A 14,319-nucleotide genomic window follows, 5' to 3' on the forward strand; every position below is an offset into this window, starting at 1 on the left:
GGTCTTCACTCCTCGCCCAGGATCTGCGGGACCGCGAAACGGCCGTCCTGCGCGTCGGGAGCGCCGGCGAGCGCCTGCTCCTGCGTCAGAGTGGTCTCGACGACATCCTCGCGGAGCACGTTCGTCATGGCAATGGGGTGGGACGTCGCGGGAACGTCCTCGGTGGCGACCTCGGAGACGGAGGCGACAGCGTCCATGATGGAGTCGAACTCGCCGGCGAAGCGGGCGGTCTCCTCCTCGGTGAGCTGGATCCGTGCGAGGTCGGCGAGGCGTGCGACGTCATCTCGTCCGATAGATGGCATGCGGGTCATCCTAGACGCTCTGCAGAGATCGATCCGGCCGGGCACGACGGGCCGTCGACCGGGCCGACGGCTCCCCGGCACCAGGCCCGTCCCCCCGGACCGCGAGGCCCGTACCGGGCATCGTCGGCACGGCACCGGGCGGGATGGGGGCCACCGGGGTCAGGTCCGACCGTCGCCCCGCGGGTCCTTCCGCTGCGGGGGATCGGAGCCCTCACGACGGGCGTCGGTCGCCTCCATGAACGGCGGGGACGACGGCGCCGGAGGCATCTGCGTCCGCACCGGGCCGATCCGGCGCGTGCGCAAGGGGTCCTTGCGCAGGTCCAGGTACAACGAGATGCACAGACCGATCAGGACGAACACGAAGGGCGTGGCCGTGAGGATGGTGAAGGTCTGCAGGGCTTGCAGGCCTCCGACCAGCAGAAGCATCGCGGCCACCACCCCGGTCAGCACCGCCCACAGCACCACGAGCGGCTCCCATGGCTCCTGGCGCCCGCGGGAGGACAGCGTGCTGAGCACGAGCGCGCCCGCATCAGCACCGGAGACGAAGAAGATCGACGTGAGGAAGATCACCGCCCCAGCGGTGATCGGCAGCACGGGGTACTCCTGCAGCATCGTGAAGAAAGCCGCCGCCTCGCTGCCGGTTCCGGCGATGTCGATCCCTGCGAACTGCAGATGGAGGCCGGCGCCGCCGAAGACCACGAACCACACGGCGCTGATCAGGGTCGGCACGAGCAGCACCCCGAGCACGTACTCCCGGATCGTGCGGCCCTTGGAGATGCGGGCGATGAACGTGCCGACGAAGGGCGTCCAGGAGATCCACCAGGCCCAGTAGAAGATCGTCCACTGCGCCAGCCAGTCGCCGCCGCCGAACACGGCGGTGTGGAAGCTCATCGGCACCAGATTGCTGAGGTAAGCGCCGATCGCATCGGGGAAGAGGTCGAGGATGAAGACCGTCGGCCCGAGGACGAACACGAACACGGCCAGCGCGAACGCCACGACCATATTGGTGTTCGACAACCACTTGATACCCCGGGAGACGCCGCTCGCCGCGGACAGGACGATGCCGACGGTGAGCACCATGATCACGATGATCGCGAGCGACGTGCTGCCCTGCTCGGGGAAGTCGCCCGTCCGCAGGAGCGCGATGCCGGCGGCCACCTGCAGCGCACCGAAGCCCAGCGAGGTCGCCGAGCCGAACTTCGTGCAGATGATGGCGAGGATGTCGATGGGCTTCCCCCAGCCCTTCTCCTCGATCGCACGCTTGCCGAAGATGGCCTGGAACGGTGAGCTCAGGAGGTTGCCGCGGCCGAGCCGGAACGTGGAGTAGGCGAGCGCGAGGCCCACCACGGAATACATGGCCCAGGGGTGGAGTCCCCAGTGGAAGAACGTGTAGGCCATCCCGTGCTGCGCCGCGAGTTCACTGCCCGGTTCCGCGTCCACGAACGGCGGAGGGGTCATCAAGTGGCTCACCGGCTCGTAGACGCCGAAGAACATGAGTCCGATCCCCATGCCGGCGCTGAACATCATCGCCACCCAGGAGACGGTGGAGAACTCCGGCTTCTCGCCGTTCTGCGAGAGCGGGATCCGGCCGTACCGGCCGAAGGCCAGGACCAGGGAGAACACCACGAACCCACTGGCTGCGAGGATGAAGAACCAACCCAAGGAGCTCGTCACCCAGTCCAGCGCGCTGCCGGTGACGCTGCCCACCTGATCAGGGAACACCATCCCCACCACCGTGGTGACGGCGATGACGCCGAAGGCGCATCCGAAGACGACCTTGTCGATGCTGGCGAACCCCCGCCGGACATCGAGATTCGCGATCTTCTCGGGGTTGTCCGCGTCGGAGTCGTGCACTGTCGGATCTGAGGTGTCGTTCACCATCTGGGACCTCCTGTCCCGGATCCCGAGCCACGCCCCCGGGGCCCTCCGGCGGGGGTCGACGGGAAGACGGGCCCGGTCTCCGCGCCCGATGACGGGCTCGCGGGCCAGCTTCACGAGTTACGATACTCTCGTGAGTGACGCACAGCACAGTCAACGGGGCGACGACACCTCGTCCCACCGCAGTGCGCACGCCCTGGGGCGCACGGACTTCGGTGACGTGGGCGAGGTGACCAAGCACGACAGCCGGCTGTCCGCCTTCGGCGCCTGCGAGGAAGCCAACGTCGCGGTCGGCACCGCCCTGGCGTTCGGAGACTTCGAGGTCGAGATCGCCGGGACGCTGACGAGCGTGCAGAACGACCTCTTCGATCTGGCCGCCGACCTCAGCGTGCCGTTCGACGAGTCCGACGAACCTGATGTCGTGCGGATCACCGAGCAGCATCTGACGTGGGTCGATCGAGCCTATGAGCACTACTCCGCACAGCTCACGCCCATCGAGGGGTACATCCTGCCGGGCGGCACCGTCCCGGCGGCGCTGCTGTACCAGGCTCGGGTGGCCGTGCGCAGGGCCGAGCGTGCCACCCTGGCGGCCATGGCCGAGTTCCCCGAGTCGACCAACGTCCTCGTGCCGCGCTACCTCAACAGCGCCTCGTCGCTGATCTTCGTCCTGGCCCGCACGCACAACAGCGAGCTCGGGGACACGATGTGGAACCCGCTGGGCTCCGTCACCGCTCGACCGCAGAACTAGACCGCGTTCTGTAGTGGTAGTCGCCGAGGCGGTCGAACCCGAGCTGTCGATACATCGCTCGCGCGGCGTCGTTGTCCCGTTCGACCTCGAGCAGGGCGCGGCGCGCGCCCTGGACGACCGCGAGGGCCAGCAGGGTCCGGGAGAGGGCGCGACCGTGGCCCTCGCGGCGATGGGCGGGGCTCACCGCGATCATGTTCAGCACAGCGGCGGTCTCCTTGCCCGCGGGGACGAGGGCCGCGCGCCCGACGGCGACGGGCTCACCCTCGGCCCGCAGCAGCACCTGCACCGCCGGGGTCCCCGCGAGGATGTCGTGCAGGGTCTCCCGGGCCCGCTCGCCCTCGCGCGGGGCGAGCTGCCAGGCGGCCTCGAACCAGTCCTCGTCCAGGGCGCCGGTGCGGATCTCGGCGCCCCCGTGCGGCACGTCCCCTCGCCCGGGCCCGAGGCTCGTGGTGAGCAGCTCGCTGTCCCCCTCGCGCCGGTAGCCGCGCTCGCACAGAGCGTCGTCCAATCCCTCGGGCCCCTGGGAGTCCAGCACCCGGAACGTCGGGACGTCACCGGCCACCTCGTACAGGCCCTCGACCCGGCCGATCGCCGCGGCCAGGTCGTCCGGGGACGCGGGTGCGTCCAGGGCGACGGCGCTGTTGGCGCGGCGGGTGATGCCGCGGGACCGCAGCAGGGCGAAGCCGCCGACGTCCAGGCGCTGCAGCGGTCTCCAGCCGGCGATCAGCGCCTCGGTGAGGTGGTGGCCGCCGAGCGGGCGGGAGGCAGTTGCACCCCGGGGATTCTTCGCGGTCTTCGAGGACTTCGTGGCGCTGCGGCGCGGGCGGGAGCTCATCGCTGCGATCCTAGCGAGCGACCCCGGTAGAATTCGTCCACCATCCGCGGACTCCCCGAGGAAGAAGGCCCGCCATGTCCGTCGACCCGCATGTCGATTACCACGCGCACGATCCCGAGGACGACGACCAGCCGTCGGACGACCCGACGGTCCGCGAGGCCCAGGAGCTCGAGCAGCGCATGCGCCGGGCCCTGGCCACCAAGGAGGACCCGCTGCGCGACGACGAGTCCACCTCGGAGCGTCTGCGCCGCCTGGAGAGCGAGGATCCCGAGCCCACCGAGGACTGACGGTGTCGATGGCGTCATCGGCCGGGACCGGGCCCGTCCACGACGCCGCCCCTCGTGCCCGTACGTCGTCCCCGCTTGCCACACTGGGGGCATGGACTCCCGCGCTCCGTCCCCCACCCCGGCTGCGACCTCGACCGCTGCGAGCCTGCGCGAGGAGGCGCAGGAGGCGCTGCGCGCCCTGACCGGTCGCGCCGATGCCGAGTTCCACGACGGCCAGTTCGAGGCCGTCTCGGCGCTGGTCGAGCAGCGGCGGCGGGTGCTCGTGGTCCAGCGCACCGGCTGGGGCAAGTCCGCCGTGTACTTCCTGGCCGCGCTGCTGCAGCGGCGTCGCGGCGCGGGCCCGGCGCTGATCATCTCCCCGCTCATCGCCCTGATGCGCGACCAGGTGGCGGCCGCTCGCCGGGCGGGCGTCCGGGCGGAGGCGATCAGCTCGGCGAATCCGACCCAGTGGACCGATATCGAGCAGGCGCTGGACGACGACGAGCTCGACGTCCTGCTGGTCTCCCCCGAGCGACTGGTCAATCCGCGGTTCCGGGCGGATCAGCTGCCCCGCCTGATCGAGCGCTGCGGACTGCTGGTGATCGACGAGGCGCACTGCATCTCCGACTGGGGCCACGACTTCCGGCCCGACTACCGGCGCCTGCGCGATCTGGTCGGCGAGCTCGGCGACCTGGTGCCCGTGCTCGCGACCACCGCGACGGCGAACTCCCGTGTGGTCGCCGACGTCGCCGAGCAGCTGAACGCCCAGAGCGAGGGTGCGGCGCCGGTGCTGACCCTGCGAGGCTCGCTCACCCGGGATTCGCTGCGCCTGGGCTGCCTCACCCTGCCCGATGACCGCGCACGCCTGGAGTACCTGGTCCGGCACCTCGATCAGCTGCCGGGCTCGGGGATCATCTACACCCTCACGGTCTCCGCGGCGGAGGACCTGGCGGACCTGCTGGATCGTCCCGGCCGCCGGGTGCGCGCCTACACCGGCCGCACGGATCCCGAGGAGCGGGCCGAGCTCGAGCAGGCCCTGAAGGACAACGAGGTCAAGGCCCTGGCCGCCACCAGTGCGCTGGGCATGGGCTTCGACAAGCCCGACCTCGGCTACGTCGTGCACCTGGGAGCGCCGAGCTCTCCGGTGGCCTACTACCAGCAGGTCGGCCGCGCCGGTCGGGCGACCGATACCGCCGATGTGCTGCTGCTGCCGGGACGCGAGGACCGGGCCATCTGGGAGTACTTCGCGACCGCCTCGATGCCCGCCCAGGCCGACGCCGATGCGGTGCTCGCCGAGCTCGGCGCGGCCGCGGCTCCCGTCTCCACCCCGGCGCTGGAGGCCCGGGTGGACGTGAAGCGCAGCGCGCTCGAGCTGCTGCTGAAGGTGCTCGCGGTCGAAGGCGCGGTCCAGGCGGTGCGCGGTGGCTGGATCGCCACGGGCGGGCCCTGGGCCTATGACGCGCCGCGCTACGAGAACGTCGCCAGGGCCCGTCGCGAGGAGCAGCAGGCGATGCTCGACTACGAACGCCTGGAGCCCGGGGATCCGCAGCAGTGCCGGATGCTGTTCCTGGCCCGGCAGCTCGATGACGACACGGCCGCCCCCTGCGGGCGCTGCGACGTGTGCACCGCGGCCTGGTACCCGGCCCCCGACGCCGCCTCGCTCGGCGCCTCCCCGCACGACGCGGGCACCGGCGGGGCGGAGTCGGACGCGTCCCAGGTGGCCGTCTCCCGCCTGCTGGACCGGGTCGGGGTACCGGTGGATCCTCGCAAGCAGTGGCCGCAGGGCCTGGACCGCCTGGGGCTGACCGCTGAGTCCGGTGCGCCGCTGCGCGGGAACATCGCCCCCGCCGAACGCGTCGAGGAGGGCCGGGCGCTGGCGCGCATGTCGGACCTGGGATGGGCGGTGCCGCTGCGGGAGCTGCTCCGCGTCGATGAGCAGGGCCACCGGGTCGATGCCCCGCTCACCCCGGCGATCGCGCAGCGCGTGGTCGAGGTGCTCGCCGACTGGGACTGGGACCGGCGCCCCGCGGCGGTGCTGGCGGTCAGGTCGACCACCCGCCCGCTGCTGGTGCGCGAGCTCGCCGCCGGGATCGCGCGCCTCGGGAGGATGCAGGACCTCGGGGATCTGCCGCTGTCGGCCGACGCCGCCCCGCTGTCCGGGGCCCGCAACAGCGCCTTCCGCGTCGCGGCGCTGTGGGACCGGTTCGTGGTCACCCCGGAGCTGACCGAGCAGATCTCGACCCTGGAGGGTGCCCCGATCCTGTTGGTCGACGACGAGATCGACACCCGCTGGACGATGACCCTGGCCGGGCGCCTGCTGCGCCGCGCGGGGTCGGGCCCCGTCCTGCCGCTGTCCCTGGCGCTGGTCAGCTGATCACGGGCCGTAGTCCTCGGAGCCGACCGCGAAGACCGGCCTGTCGCCGGTCTCCTCCCGCAGGCTCCACAGCAGGTCGGGACCGTCCTCCTCCGGCCAGTAGCTGATCGACTCGCCCCAGTTCACCCAGGGGTGGGAGGCCATCTCGCCGGTCCCGGACCAGGCGTGCAGGGTCCTCTGCGTCGAATTGGACTGGTTGAACCACCAGGTGCCGCCGGAGGAGGCGACCCCGTTGAGATGGTGCAGCGGGACCTCGAGCGCCTCGGTGGCGGTCACGGTGCCCGGGAAGCGGGTGCTGTCCGGGGCGAAGGGGAAGCGCACGGCGCGGGTGGTGCCGTTGGGGTAGTCCTCGCAGTCCGGGCAGCGGTACTCGGTCATGACGAGGGATCTGCTGGAGCGGTCCAGCGAGATGGTCGACCAGACCAGCTCCTTGGCTCCCTCGCGGGTCGCGATCGTGCCGACCTGCGGGAGGGCGTAGCGGTAGTGGTGGGCGTAGAAGGTGTCGCCGACACGGCCGATCTGCTCCTTGTCCCCGCCGGTGTCGGTGGTGAGGATCCGACTCATGTCGAACACGCGCATGCCCTGCGCCGTGTCCGCGACATAGAGCAGATCCCCGTACCAGGCGATGCCGCCGACGTGGATGGTGACGTCGCGGAAGCTGGGTTCCTCGGCGGTGCCGGTGGGCTCGACCAGGAGGATTCGCCGGTAGGAGTTCGCATGGTCGGCGTCCCAGTCGATGAGGTTGATCCGGGAGCCTTCCGGGGACGAGTTGTAGAAGCTCACCGCGATCAGCTGGCGGCCGTCGTACCGGCCGTCCTGCGCGGTCCCGACGGCGTCGCGGCTGGTGGTGATGCCCTGAGGGGCGACATCTGGGTCGTCCTCGTCGCCGGAGTCGAAGCGGAAGCCGTGGAGCTGTCCGTCGACGACGCCGTCCACCGGGGTCCGGTCGTGGTTCGCGGTGTCCATGACCTCGCTGACGCTCGCCCCGCCGGCCTGCTCCAGCAGCGCCTCCACGTGGTCCGCGCCGGTGGTGTAGTCCGCGGTGAGGGTGAAGGAGTTCGGAGAGATCGTGTCGGGCGCACCCGCGGCGCGGGCCGGGGAAGCGGGCAGCATCGCGCCGCCGGCGGTGACGGCACCGAGCAGACCGGCTCCGCGCAGGACTGTGCGACGGTCGATCCCTCCCGCGAGGATTCGGTCAGGGTCCGAGGCCTGGGCGTTCGGGGTGGTGGCACTCATGGCCGAGCAGCCTTCCTGAGGGGTTCGAGGTGAGGCGCACCACCGTGGCACCGCAGGGCGGAGCTGTCGAGAGCTTTTCGCGGACCCTGCCCGAACGGAGGAGGCCACCTGTTCCCGGAGCGCTACTTCTCGGCGTCGGGTCCGGGGCCGTCCTCCGCGGCGAGGGCGTCCTCCGTCGCGGGGCCGTCCTCTGCAGCAGGGCCGTCCTCCGTCGCGGCGGCGTCTTCCGTCGCGCCGTCGCTCTCGGGATCCGCGCCCGGCTCCGCCACGGCCTCGGGCCCGCCCTCGAGCAGGGCCACGAAGCCGGCTTCATCGAGGATCCTCAGCCCGAGATCGCGGGCCTTGGTCTCCTTCGAGCCGGCGTTCTCACCGACCACCACGAAGTCCGTCTTCTTGGAGACCGAGCCGGAGGACTTGCCGCCGCGGGAGATGACGGCTTCCTTGGCTCCGTCGCGGCTGAAGCCCTCCAGGCCACCGGTGACCACGACCGTCAGCCCCTCGAGGGTCCTGACGAAACCTTCCTCGACGTCGTCGACCATCCGGACCCCGGAAGCGGCCCAGCCGTCGACGAGCTCGCGGTGCCAATCGACCGCGAACCAGTCGGTGACGGCCTCGGCGATGACCGGGCCGACCCCGTCGGTGTCGGCAAGCTGCTCGACGCCCGCCTCCCGGATCGCGTCCAGGGATCCGTAGGCGGTGGCGAGCGAACGGGCGGCCGTCGGCCCGACGTGACGGATCGACAGGGCCACCAGCACCCGCCACAGCGGCTGGGACTTCGCCTTCTCCAACTCCGACAGGAGCGTCTCGGTGGTCTTCAGCACGGCGGGGGTCTTCTGCTGCTTCCATGCGCCCTCGCGTTTGTAGTGCTTGAACTGCGGCCGGGACCAGAACGCCGGCTGGATGCGCCAGTCCCCCGTCGGCTCGCCGTCGCGGCGCTCGCTCTGCCAGACCACCACCTCGCGCAGCCCCTCTGCCGTGAGGTCGAACAGATCATTGCCCGTGGTGACCACGGGATCCTGCAGACCGGGCAGCAGGGGATCCTCCGCCGTGGTGATGCGCAGCAGCGGGACCCCGTCGGCCCCCTGGGTGACCCGGCCGTTCTTGAGCACCACGAAGTTCTCGAGGTCCGCATCGGAGGCCTCGCGGATCGGCAGATGAATGCTGTGCCCGGTGCTCAGGGCGGCGAGCGCCTCGCCCCGGCGCTTGTCGGGGTCGGTCAGGGCGATCGCGGACTCCTCGCCGAGCGCTTCGATGTCGAAGCCGCCCCGGGAGGCCGCATGCTCGACGCGCCCGGTGACCTGCGCCGGGCAGTCCTTCTGGTTGGGGCAGCGCCAGTCCTTCTCCCCCTCCTTCTCGGGGCGGATGGTGGTGCCGCAGGCCGGGCACAGCGTGGGCATCACGAACGGTCGCTCGCTGCCGTCACGGAGCGACTCCACCGGGCCGAGGATCTCCGGGATCACGTCCCCGGCCTTGCGCAGAACGATCGTGTCGCCGATCAGCACACCCTTGCGCTCGACGTCGAACTGGTTGTGCAGCGTCGCCTTCTCGACGGTGGAGCCGGCGACCTTCACCGGCTCCATCACCCCGAAGGGCGTCACCCGCCCGGTGCGTCCCACCTGGACCTGGATGTCCACCAGTTTCGTGGTGACCTCCTCGGGCGGGAACTTGAAGGCCGTCGCCCACCGCGGAGCGCGCGAGGTCGCCCCCAGGGCCCGCTGCTGTGCGAAGGAGTCCGCCTTGATGACGATCCCGTCGATCTCGTGCTCGAGGTCATGGCGGCGCTCACCGTAGTCCTCGACGTACCGCACCACGTCGTCGGCGGAGTCGACGACCTGCATGTACTGGCTGGTCGGCAGGCCCCATGAGGCCAGCAGGTCGTACACCTCGCTCTGGGAGGCGACGGGCGGGTCCGGCCACGCCCCGATGCCGTGCACGGTCAGGCGCAATGACGTGAGCCGCACCTCCCCGGCCTCCCGCTCGAGCCCCGTCTTCTTCTCGAGCTGCTGGCGCAGGCCTCCCGCGGCCGTGTTGCGGGGATTGGCGAAGGTGGGGAAGCGGCGGGTCGCGGCGAGATGCTCCTTCTCCTCGTCGAACGGCCGCCGGCCCGACGCCTGCCGGGACTCCCACCGGGAGCGACTCTCGGCGACCGCTCGCTCGCGCAGCTCCACCTGGAGCTCGTTGAGCCGGGCGAAGTCCGCGGTCGGCATGAACACCTCCCCCCGCACCTCGACCAGGGCGGGATGACCGCTCCCGGCCAGGGACCGCGGGATGCCGCTGATCTGCAAGGCGTTGACGGTCACGTCCTCCCCGGTGCGGCCGTCTCCCCGCGTGGCAGCGGTGACCAGCTCCCCGTGCTCATAGCGGAGGTTGATCGCCAGACCGTCGATCTTCAGCTCGGTGAGCCAGCGCACGTCCTGGCCGAGCTCGCCCACGGCATGCGCGCACCATTCACGCAGCTCCTGGACCGCGAACACGTTGTCGAGGCTGAGCATCCGCTCCGCATGATCGATCGGTACGAGCTCGGCATCGACCGCGCCGTGGACCGTCTGCGTGGGCGAATCGGCCCGGGCCAGCTGCGGGTGCTGTGCCTCGAGCGCCTGCAGCTCGTGCTCCAGGGCGTCGTACTCGGCATCCGCCAAGGTCGGGGCATCGTGGATGTAGTAATCCTCGATGGCCTGCTCGATCTGCGCCGTCAGCGCGGCGATGCGCTGCTGCGCGGCGACGGCATCGTTGTCGGTCGGCGGGGCGGTGGGCTGCGTCTCCTGCTCATCCTGACTCACCAGGACATTGTGTCGCACCGATCCGGGAGGGGGAATCACCGGCCGAACTCTGCGCAGATGTTGCCACCACGGATCTTGGCACCAGCAACGCAGAGCTCGGCGGGCGGAGCAGGCCAGCAGCGGGCAGGCAGGCCAGCGGCGGCGGGCCGAGCAGGCCAGCAGCGGCGGGCCGAGCAGGCCAGCAGCGGCGGGCGGAGCAGGCCACCGGCGGGCAGGCCTCCGCAGCGGGTTCTGGGCCGGTCAGCGCGCGACGCGCTCGGCCCAGGTCGGGGCCGCGCGCAGCAGCGCCTCGAGGGCGCCCTCGTCCAGCAGGGTGGAGCGGTCGGGCTGGGCCGAGGGGTCGACCCGGCCGGCGTGGACCGCGTGCGCGGACCCCGTGTGGGCCAGCAGGGTGCAGCCCGCCGCATCGGCATCGCTGTGGCCCAGACGGTTCCAGATCTCCAGCATCGTCTCCAGCTCGGGGGCGAGCCTCCCGCCGGCGCGCGGATCCACCACGAGCTCGACATGGCATCCCTCGTCGTGCGCCTGGGCGATGGCCTCCCACAGGGCGCGGCCCTCCGGCGTCTGCAGCGTCGGCATCCGGCGCGGACCGATCGCCATCCGGCGGATTCCGGCCTCTCTCGCGGCCCGCAGCAGACGCACGTCCGCGCCCACCCCGACGGTCACCGAGTCGGCGTCCAGCCCGGCGTCCGTCAAAGCCGCCGTGAGGCTGCGCCACAGCATCCCGATCTCGGGCGCTCCCAGCGCCGGATAGCGGCGCCTCCCCGACGGGGTGGGGATCCGGCCCTCGTGGACACCAGCCACGGCGTCCTCGCGCAGCAACAGGTGGGGCCGGGATCCGGGGACCCGCTCCCGCAGCTCATCGAGGTGGTCGATCAATCCCTCGGCCAACAGCATCGGCAGGTCGCGCACGGCACCGGGATCACCCAGGGTGCGCTCCCCGGTGCCCAGGAAGGTGGCGGCGGAGAGGGTGGCCGGGCCGAGCGCGGTCGTCATCAGCGGTCCCTCGTAGCCGAGCAGGGCGATGCGGGCCGCATCGAGGGTGCGCCCGCGCAGCTCACGGGCGTGATGCCAGGCGCGGCCGACGCCCGGACCGAGCCGCCACCCATAGCTGACCAGGTCACCGGTGGTCTCGGCGAGCAGTGCGAGGGTGGCCGGCAGAATGTGGTCGGTCTCGTCGATGCCGAGGGCGGAGGGCAGGTACAGACGCGTCGCGATCTGCTCCTCGAGATCATCGCCGAGCAGGGCCCGCAGGCGCATCAGCGCGGCGAGGTGCGGATCGTCCGGGAGCTCGAGGCGCGCCGCCTGCGCCGCGGTGGGCGCGCGGAACGTGCCGTCGCCGGTGAGGGTGACCAGGGTGCTCATGCGCGGCGCTCCAGGGTGGAGGCGGCGATCACGCGGTCGCCGTCGTACAGGACGAGGGTCTGACCGGGCGCGACGCCACGGATCGGGGTCTCGAGGCTCACGCGGAGACTCCCCGAGGGGGTGGACGGGAGATCGGGGTCGGTGCAGGGAACGGCAGGGGCTGCCGGCTCGGCGGCGCCCGGCCCGGTCCGTGGCGTCGTCGCGGGAACGCTCGCGCCGGTCGGGGCGGGGACCTCGAGGACCCGAGCGGGGATCGCCTCGCCGTGGGCGCGGATCTGGGCGCGGACCTCGCGGCCCGGCGTGAGCGGCTCGAAGGCGATGACGTCGGTCGCGATCAGCTCGCGGGTCGAGAGCAGCTCGGCGGCGCCGACGACGACCTGCCGGGAGGAGGGGTCGATGTCGACGACGTACCGCGGGGCGCCGTCGGGGGCGGGCTGTTCCAGGCCCAGACCCTTGCGCTGGCCGATGGTGAAACCGTGGGTGCCGCGGTGGGTCCCGAGAACGGTGCCGTCCGGGTCCCGGATCTCTCCGGGTGACTGGCCGAGGTTGCGCTCGAGGAAGCCGCGGGTGTCGCCGTCGGCCACGAAGCAGATGTCGTAGCTGTCGGGCTTGGTCGAAACCCCCAGCCCGCGCGAGCGGGCCTCGGCGCGCACCTCGTCCTTGGTCTCGTACTCCCCCAGCGGGAACACCGAGCGGCCCACGGCATCCGGACCCATCACGGCCAGGACGTAGGACTGGTCCTTGGCCTGGTTGCGGGAGCGGTGCAGGGACGGGGCGCCGCCGGGGCCGTCGGCGCGGATCGAGGCGTAGTGACCGGTGCACACGGCGTCGAAGCCGAGCACGGTGGCGCGCTCCAGGAGGGAGGCGAACTTGATCCGCTCGTTGCAGCGCACGCAGGGGTTGGGGGTGCGGCCGGCCGCGTACTCGGACAGGAAGTCCTCGACGACCAGGTCGTGGAAGTCGTCCGAGAGGTCCCAGACGTAGTACGGGATGCCGATCTTCTCCGCCGCCCGGCGGGCGTCGGAGGCGTCCTCGACGGTGCAGCAGCCCCGGGAGCCGCTGCGGGTCTGGTCACGGTTCTTCGACAGCGCCATGTGGACGCCGACGACGTCGTGCCCGGCCTCGGCCGCGCGCGCCGCGGCCACGGCGGAATCGACCCCGCCGCTCATCGCTGCCAGCACCTTCATCCGTCGGCCTCCTCCGTCGTCCGCACCCATCGAGTGTACGGACGGTGCCGGGCCCGGTCAGGCGCCCACGACGTGAGATGCGCCCCGGTCCCCGCCGAACAGGGCCCCGACGGCCCGTGCCTTCGTCAGGGACTCCGGCAGGGCCCGCAGCAGATGCTCGACGTCGCTCTCGGTGCTGGTCCAACCCAGCGACAGTCGCAGGGCACCGCGCGCGAGCTCATCGGGGATGCCCATCGCCGCGAGCACGGGGCTGGCCTGGGTGACGCCGGCCGAGCAGGCCGATCCGGCCGAGGAGTCCACGCCGCGCTCGTCCAGCAGGAACAGCAGTGAGTCCGCATCCGCCCCCGGGAACACGACGTGCACGATGTGGCCAGACTGCGCGGCATCCTCCGGCAGGGTGAAGCGGGCTCCGGGATCGATCTCGGCGATCCCGGCGCGCAGCCGCCGCGCGAGCGCCCCCACCCGCTCGGTCTCCTGATCCCGCTCGGCAAGGGTCTCGCGCAGTGCTGCGGCGAAGGCGGCCGCATGGGCGAGATCCAGCGTCCCCGAGCGCACGCCGCGCTGCTGGCCACCGCCGGTGCTGGCCACCCCGAAGGGCACCTCCGGCTTCGCCACCAGGGCCCCCACTCCGACCGGCGCCCCGATCTTGTGACCGGACAGCGACATGAGATCGATATCGTCCCAGGAGGGCCGGTCCGCGTGACCCACACCCTGGACCGCGTCGGTGTGCACCAGCGTGCCGTGGGGCCTGGCGATCGCGCCGAGCGCGGCCAGGTCCTGGCGGGCTCCGGTCTCGTTGTTCACCAGCGCCGCGCTGACGACGCTCACCGCCCCGTCGGACAGCAGCTGGGCGGTCGACTCCGGGAGCAGCCGGCCCCGGGCGTCGACCGGCAGCACGCGCGCCTCGATCCTCGGCGCGGCCGAAGCCAGGGAGCGGGCGGTGGCGAGGACCGCAGGATGATCGGTCGCGGCGACCGCCACCGCCGTGCGGCGCGGATCGACCGCTGCCGCGCCGAGGGCGACCGAGCGGATCGCCAGATTGTCCGCCTCGGTGCCCCCGGACGTCATGATCAGCCAGCTGCGCGGGACGTCGAGCAGCTCGGCGATCGTCTCCAGCGCGTCATCGAGCACCGCGCGGGCACGTCGTCCCGAGGCGTGCACCGCCGAGGGGTTGCCCCGCACCGTCGAGGCCTCGAGGAAGGCCTCCCGGGCGGCCGGGCGCATCACCGTGGTCGCGGCGTGGTCCAGGTAGGCGCGCTCCTGCTCCGGGCCATCGGCGCCCGTCCCGTCGGTGCTCATCATGTCCGTGATCATGCCATCGATCCCCTCCCTCGTCGTCCCGCTCATC

Annotated in this window: 11 protein-coding genes; 3 read left to right on the forward strand and 8 right to left on the reverse strand. The window is 71.9% G+C overall.

Annotated features, from left to right (window positions below; all coding sequences use genetic code 11):
- Window positions 1-5 precede the first annotated feature (5 nt).
- Together gatC and BH708_RS05495 are read right to left on the reverse strand one after the other, a co-directional pair.
- Window positions 6-302 (reverse strand): Asp-tRNA(Asn)/Glu-tRNA(Gln) amidotransferase subunit GatC, encoded by a 297-nt coding sequence (gatC, locus tag BH708_RS05490; RefSeq protein WP_076807238.1) that lies wholly within the window; start codon window positions 300-302, stop codon window positions 6-8.
- Window positions 303-461: 159 nt separating this feature from the next.
- Complete coding sequence (locus tag BH708_RS05495) at window positions 462-2,183, reverse strand: BCCT family transporter (protein ID WP_076807240.1); 1,722 nt, start codon at window positions 2,181-2,183, stop codon at window positions 462-464.
- Between the two features lie 130 nt (window positions 2,184-2,313).
- On the opposite strand from BH708_RS05495, the gene BH708_RS19540 reads away from it, so the two are divergent.
- Complete coding sequence (locus tag BH708_RS19540) at window positions 2,314-2,928, forward strand: cob(I)yrinic acid a,c-diamide adenosyltransferase (protein WP_172805743.1); 615 nt, start codon at window positions 2,314-2,316, stop codon at window positions 2,926-2,928.
- Here BH708_RS19540 and BH708_RS05505 read toward each other — a convergent pair.
- Window positions 2,906-3,763, reverse strand: a complete 858-nt coding sequence (locus BH708_RS05505; RefSeq protein WP_076807242.1) for a GNAT family N-acetyltransferase — start codon at window positions 3,761-3,763, stop codon at window positions 2,906-2,908. The two genes, BH708_RS19540 and BH708_RS05505, sit on opposite strands and share 23 nt — an antisense overlap.
- Before the next feature lie 74 nt (window positions 3,764-3,837).
- Between BH708_RS05505 and BH708_RS05510 the strand changes: the two genes are divergently transcribed.
- Both BH708_RS05510 and BH708_RS05515 read left to right on the forward strand, forming a co-directional pair.
- The gene (locus tag BH708_RS05510) at window positions 3,838-4,050 is read left to right on the forward strand and encodes a hypothetical protein (RefSeq protein WP_076807243.1); all 213 of its coding nucleotides are present in this window, start codon (window positions 3,838-3,840) and stop codon (window positions 4,048-4,050) included.
- A gap of 91 nt (window positions 4,051-4,141) precedes the next feature.
- Entirely contained in the window at window positions 4,142-6,403 is a 2,262-nt protein-coding gene (locus tag BH708_RS05515) for an ATP-dependent DNA helicase RecQ (protein ID WP_083713311.1), read from the forward strand.
- Here BH708_RS05515 and BH708_RS05520 read toward each other — a convergent pair whose 3' ends face one another.
- The 5 genes from BH708_RS05520 to BH708_RS05540 form a co-directional block, all read right to left on the reverse strand.
- Entirely contained in the window at window positions 6,404-7,639 is a 1,236-nt protein-coding gene (locus BH708_RS05520) for a hypothetical protein (RefSeq protein ID WP_216639503.1), read from the reverse strand. It abuts the gene before it with no gap.
- 122 nt (window positions 7,640-7,761) lie between these two features.
- Window positions 7,762-10,419, reverse strand: coding sequence for a helix-hairpin-helix domain-containing protein (locus BH708_RS05525; RefSeq protein WP_157235768.1), 2,658 nt, complete (start codon window positions 10,417-10,419; stop codon window positions 7,762-7,764).
- 240 nt (window positions 10,420-10,659) lie between these two features.
- Window positions 10,660-11,784, reverse strand: a complete 1,125-nt coding sequence (locus BH708_RS05530) for a hypothetical protein (protein ID WP_076807245.1) — start codon at window positions 11,782-11,784, stop codon at window positions 10,660-10,662.
- The gene (gene mnmA / locus BH708_RS05535; RefSeq protein ID WP_076807246.1) at window positions 11,781-12,971 is read right to left on the reverse strand and encodes a tRNA 2-thiouridine(34) synthase MnmA; all 1,191 of its coding nucleotides are present in this window, start codon (window positions 12,969-12,971) and stop codon (window positions 11,781-11,783) included. Before mnmA ends, BH708_RS05530 begins: the two co-directional genes overlap by 4 nt.
- 57 nt (window positions 12,972-13,028) lie before the next feature.
- Window positions 13,029-14,318 carry a cysteine desulfurase family protein gene (locus BH708_RS05540; protein ID WP_253705483.1) on the reverse strand — a complete coding sequence of 430 codons (1,290 nt, stop codon included), beginning with the start codon at window positions 14,316-14,318 and terminating at the stop codon, window positions 13,029-13,031.
- Window position 14,319: the final 1 nt, after the last annotated feature.

Source organism: Brachybacterium sp. P6-10-X1 (assembly GCF_001969445.1).
Classification (GTDB): domain Bacteria; phylum Actinomycetota; class Actinomycetes; order Actinomycetales; family Dermabacteraceae; genus Brachybacterium.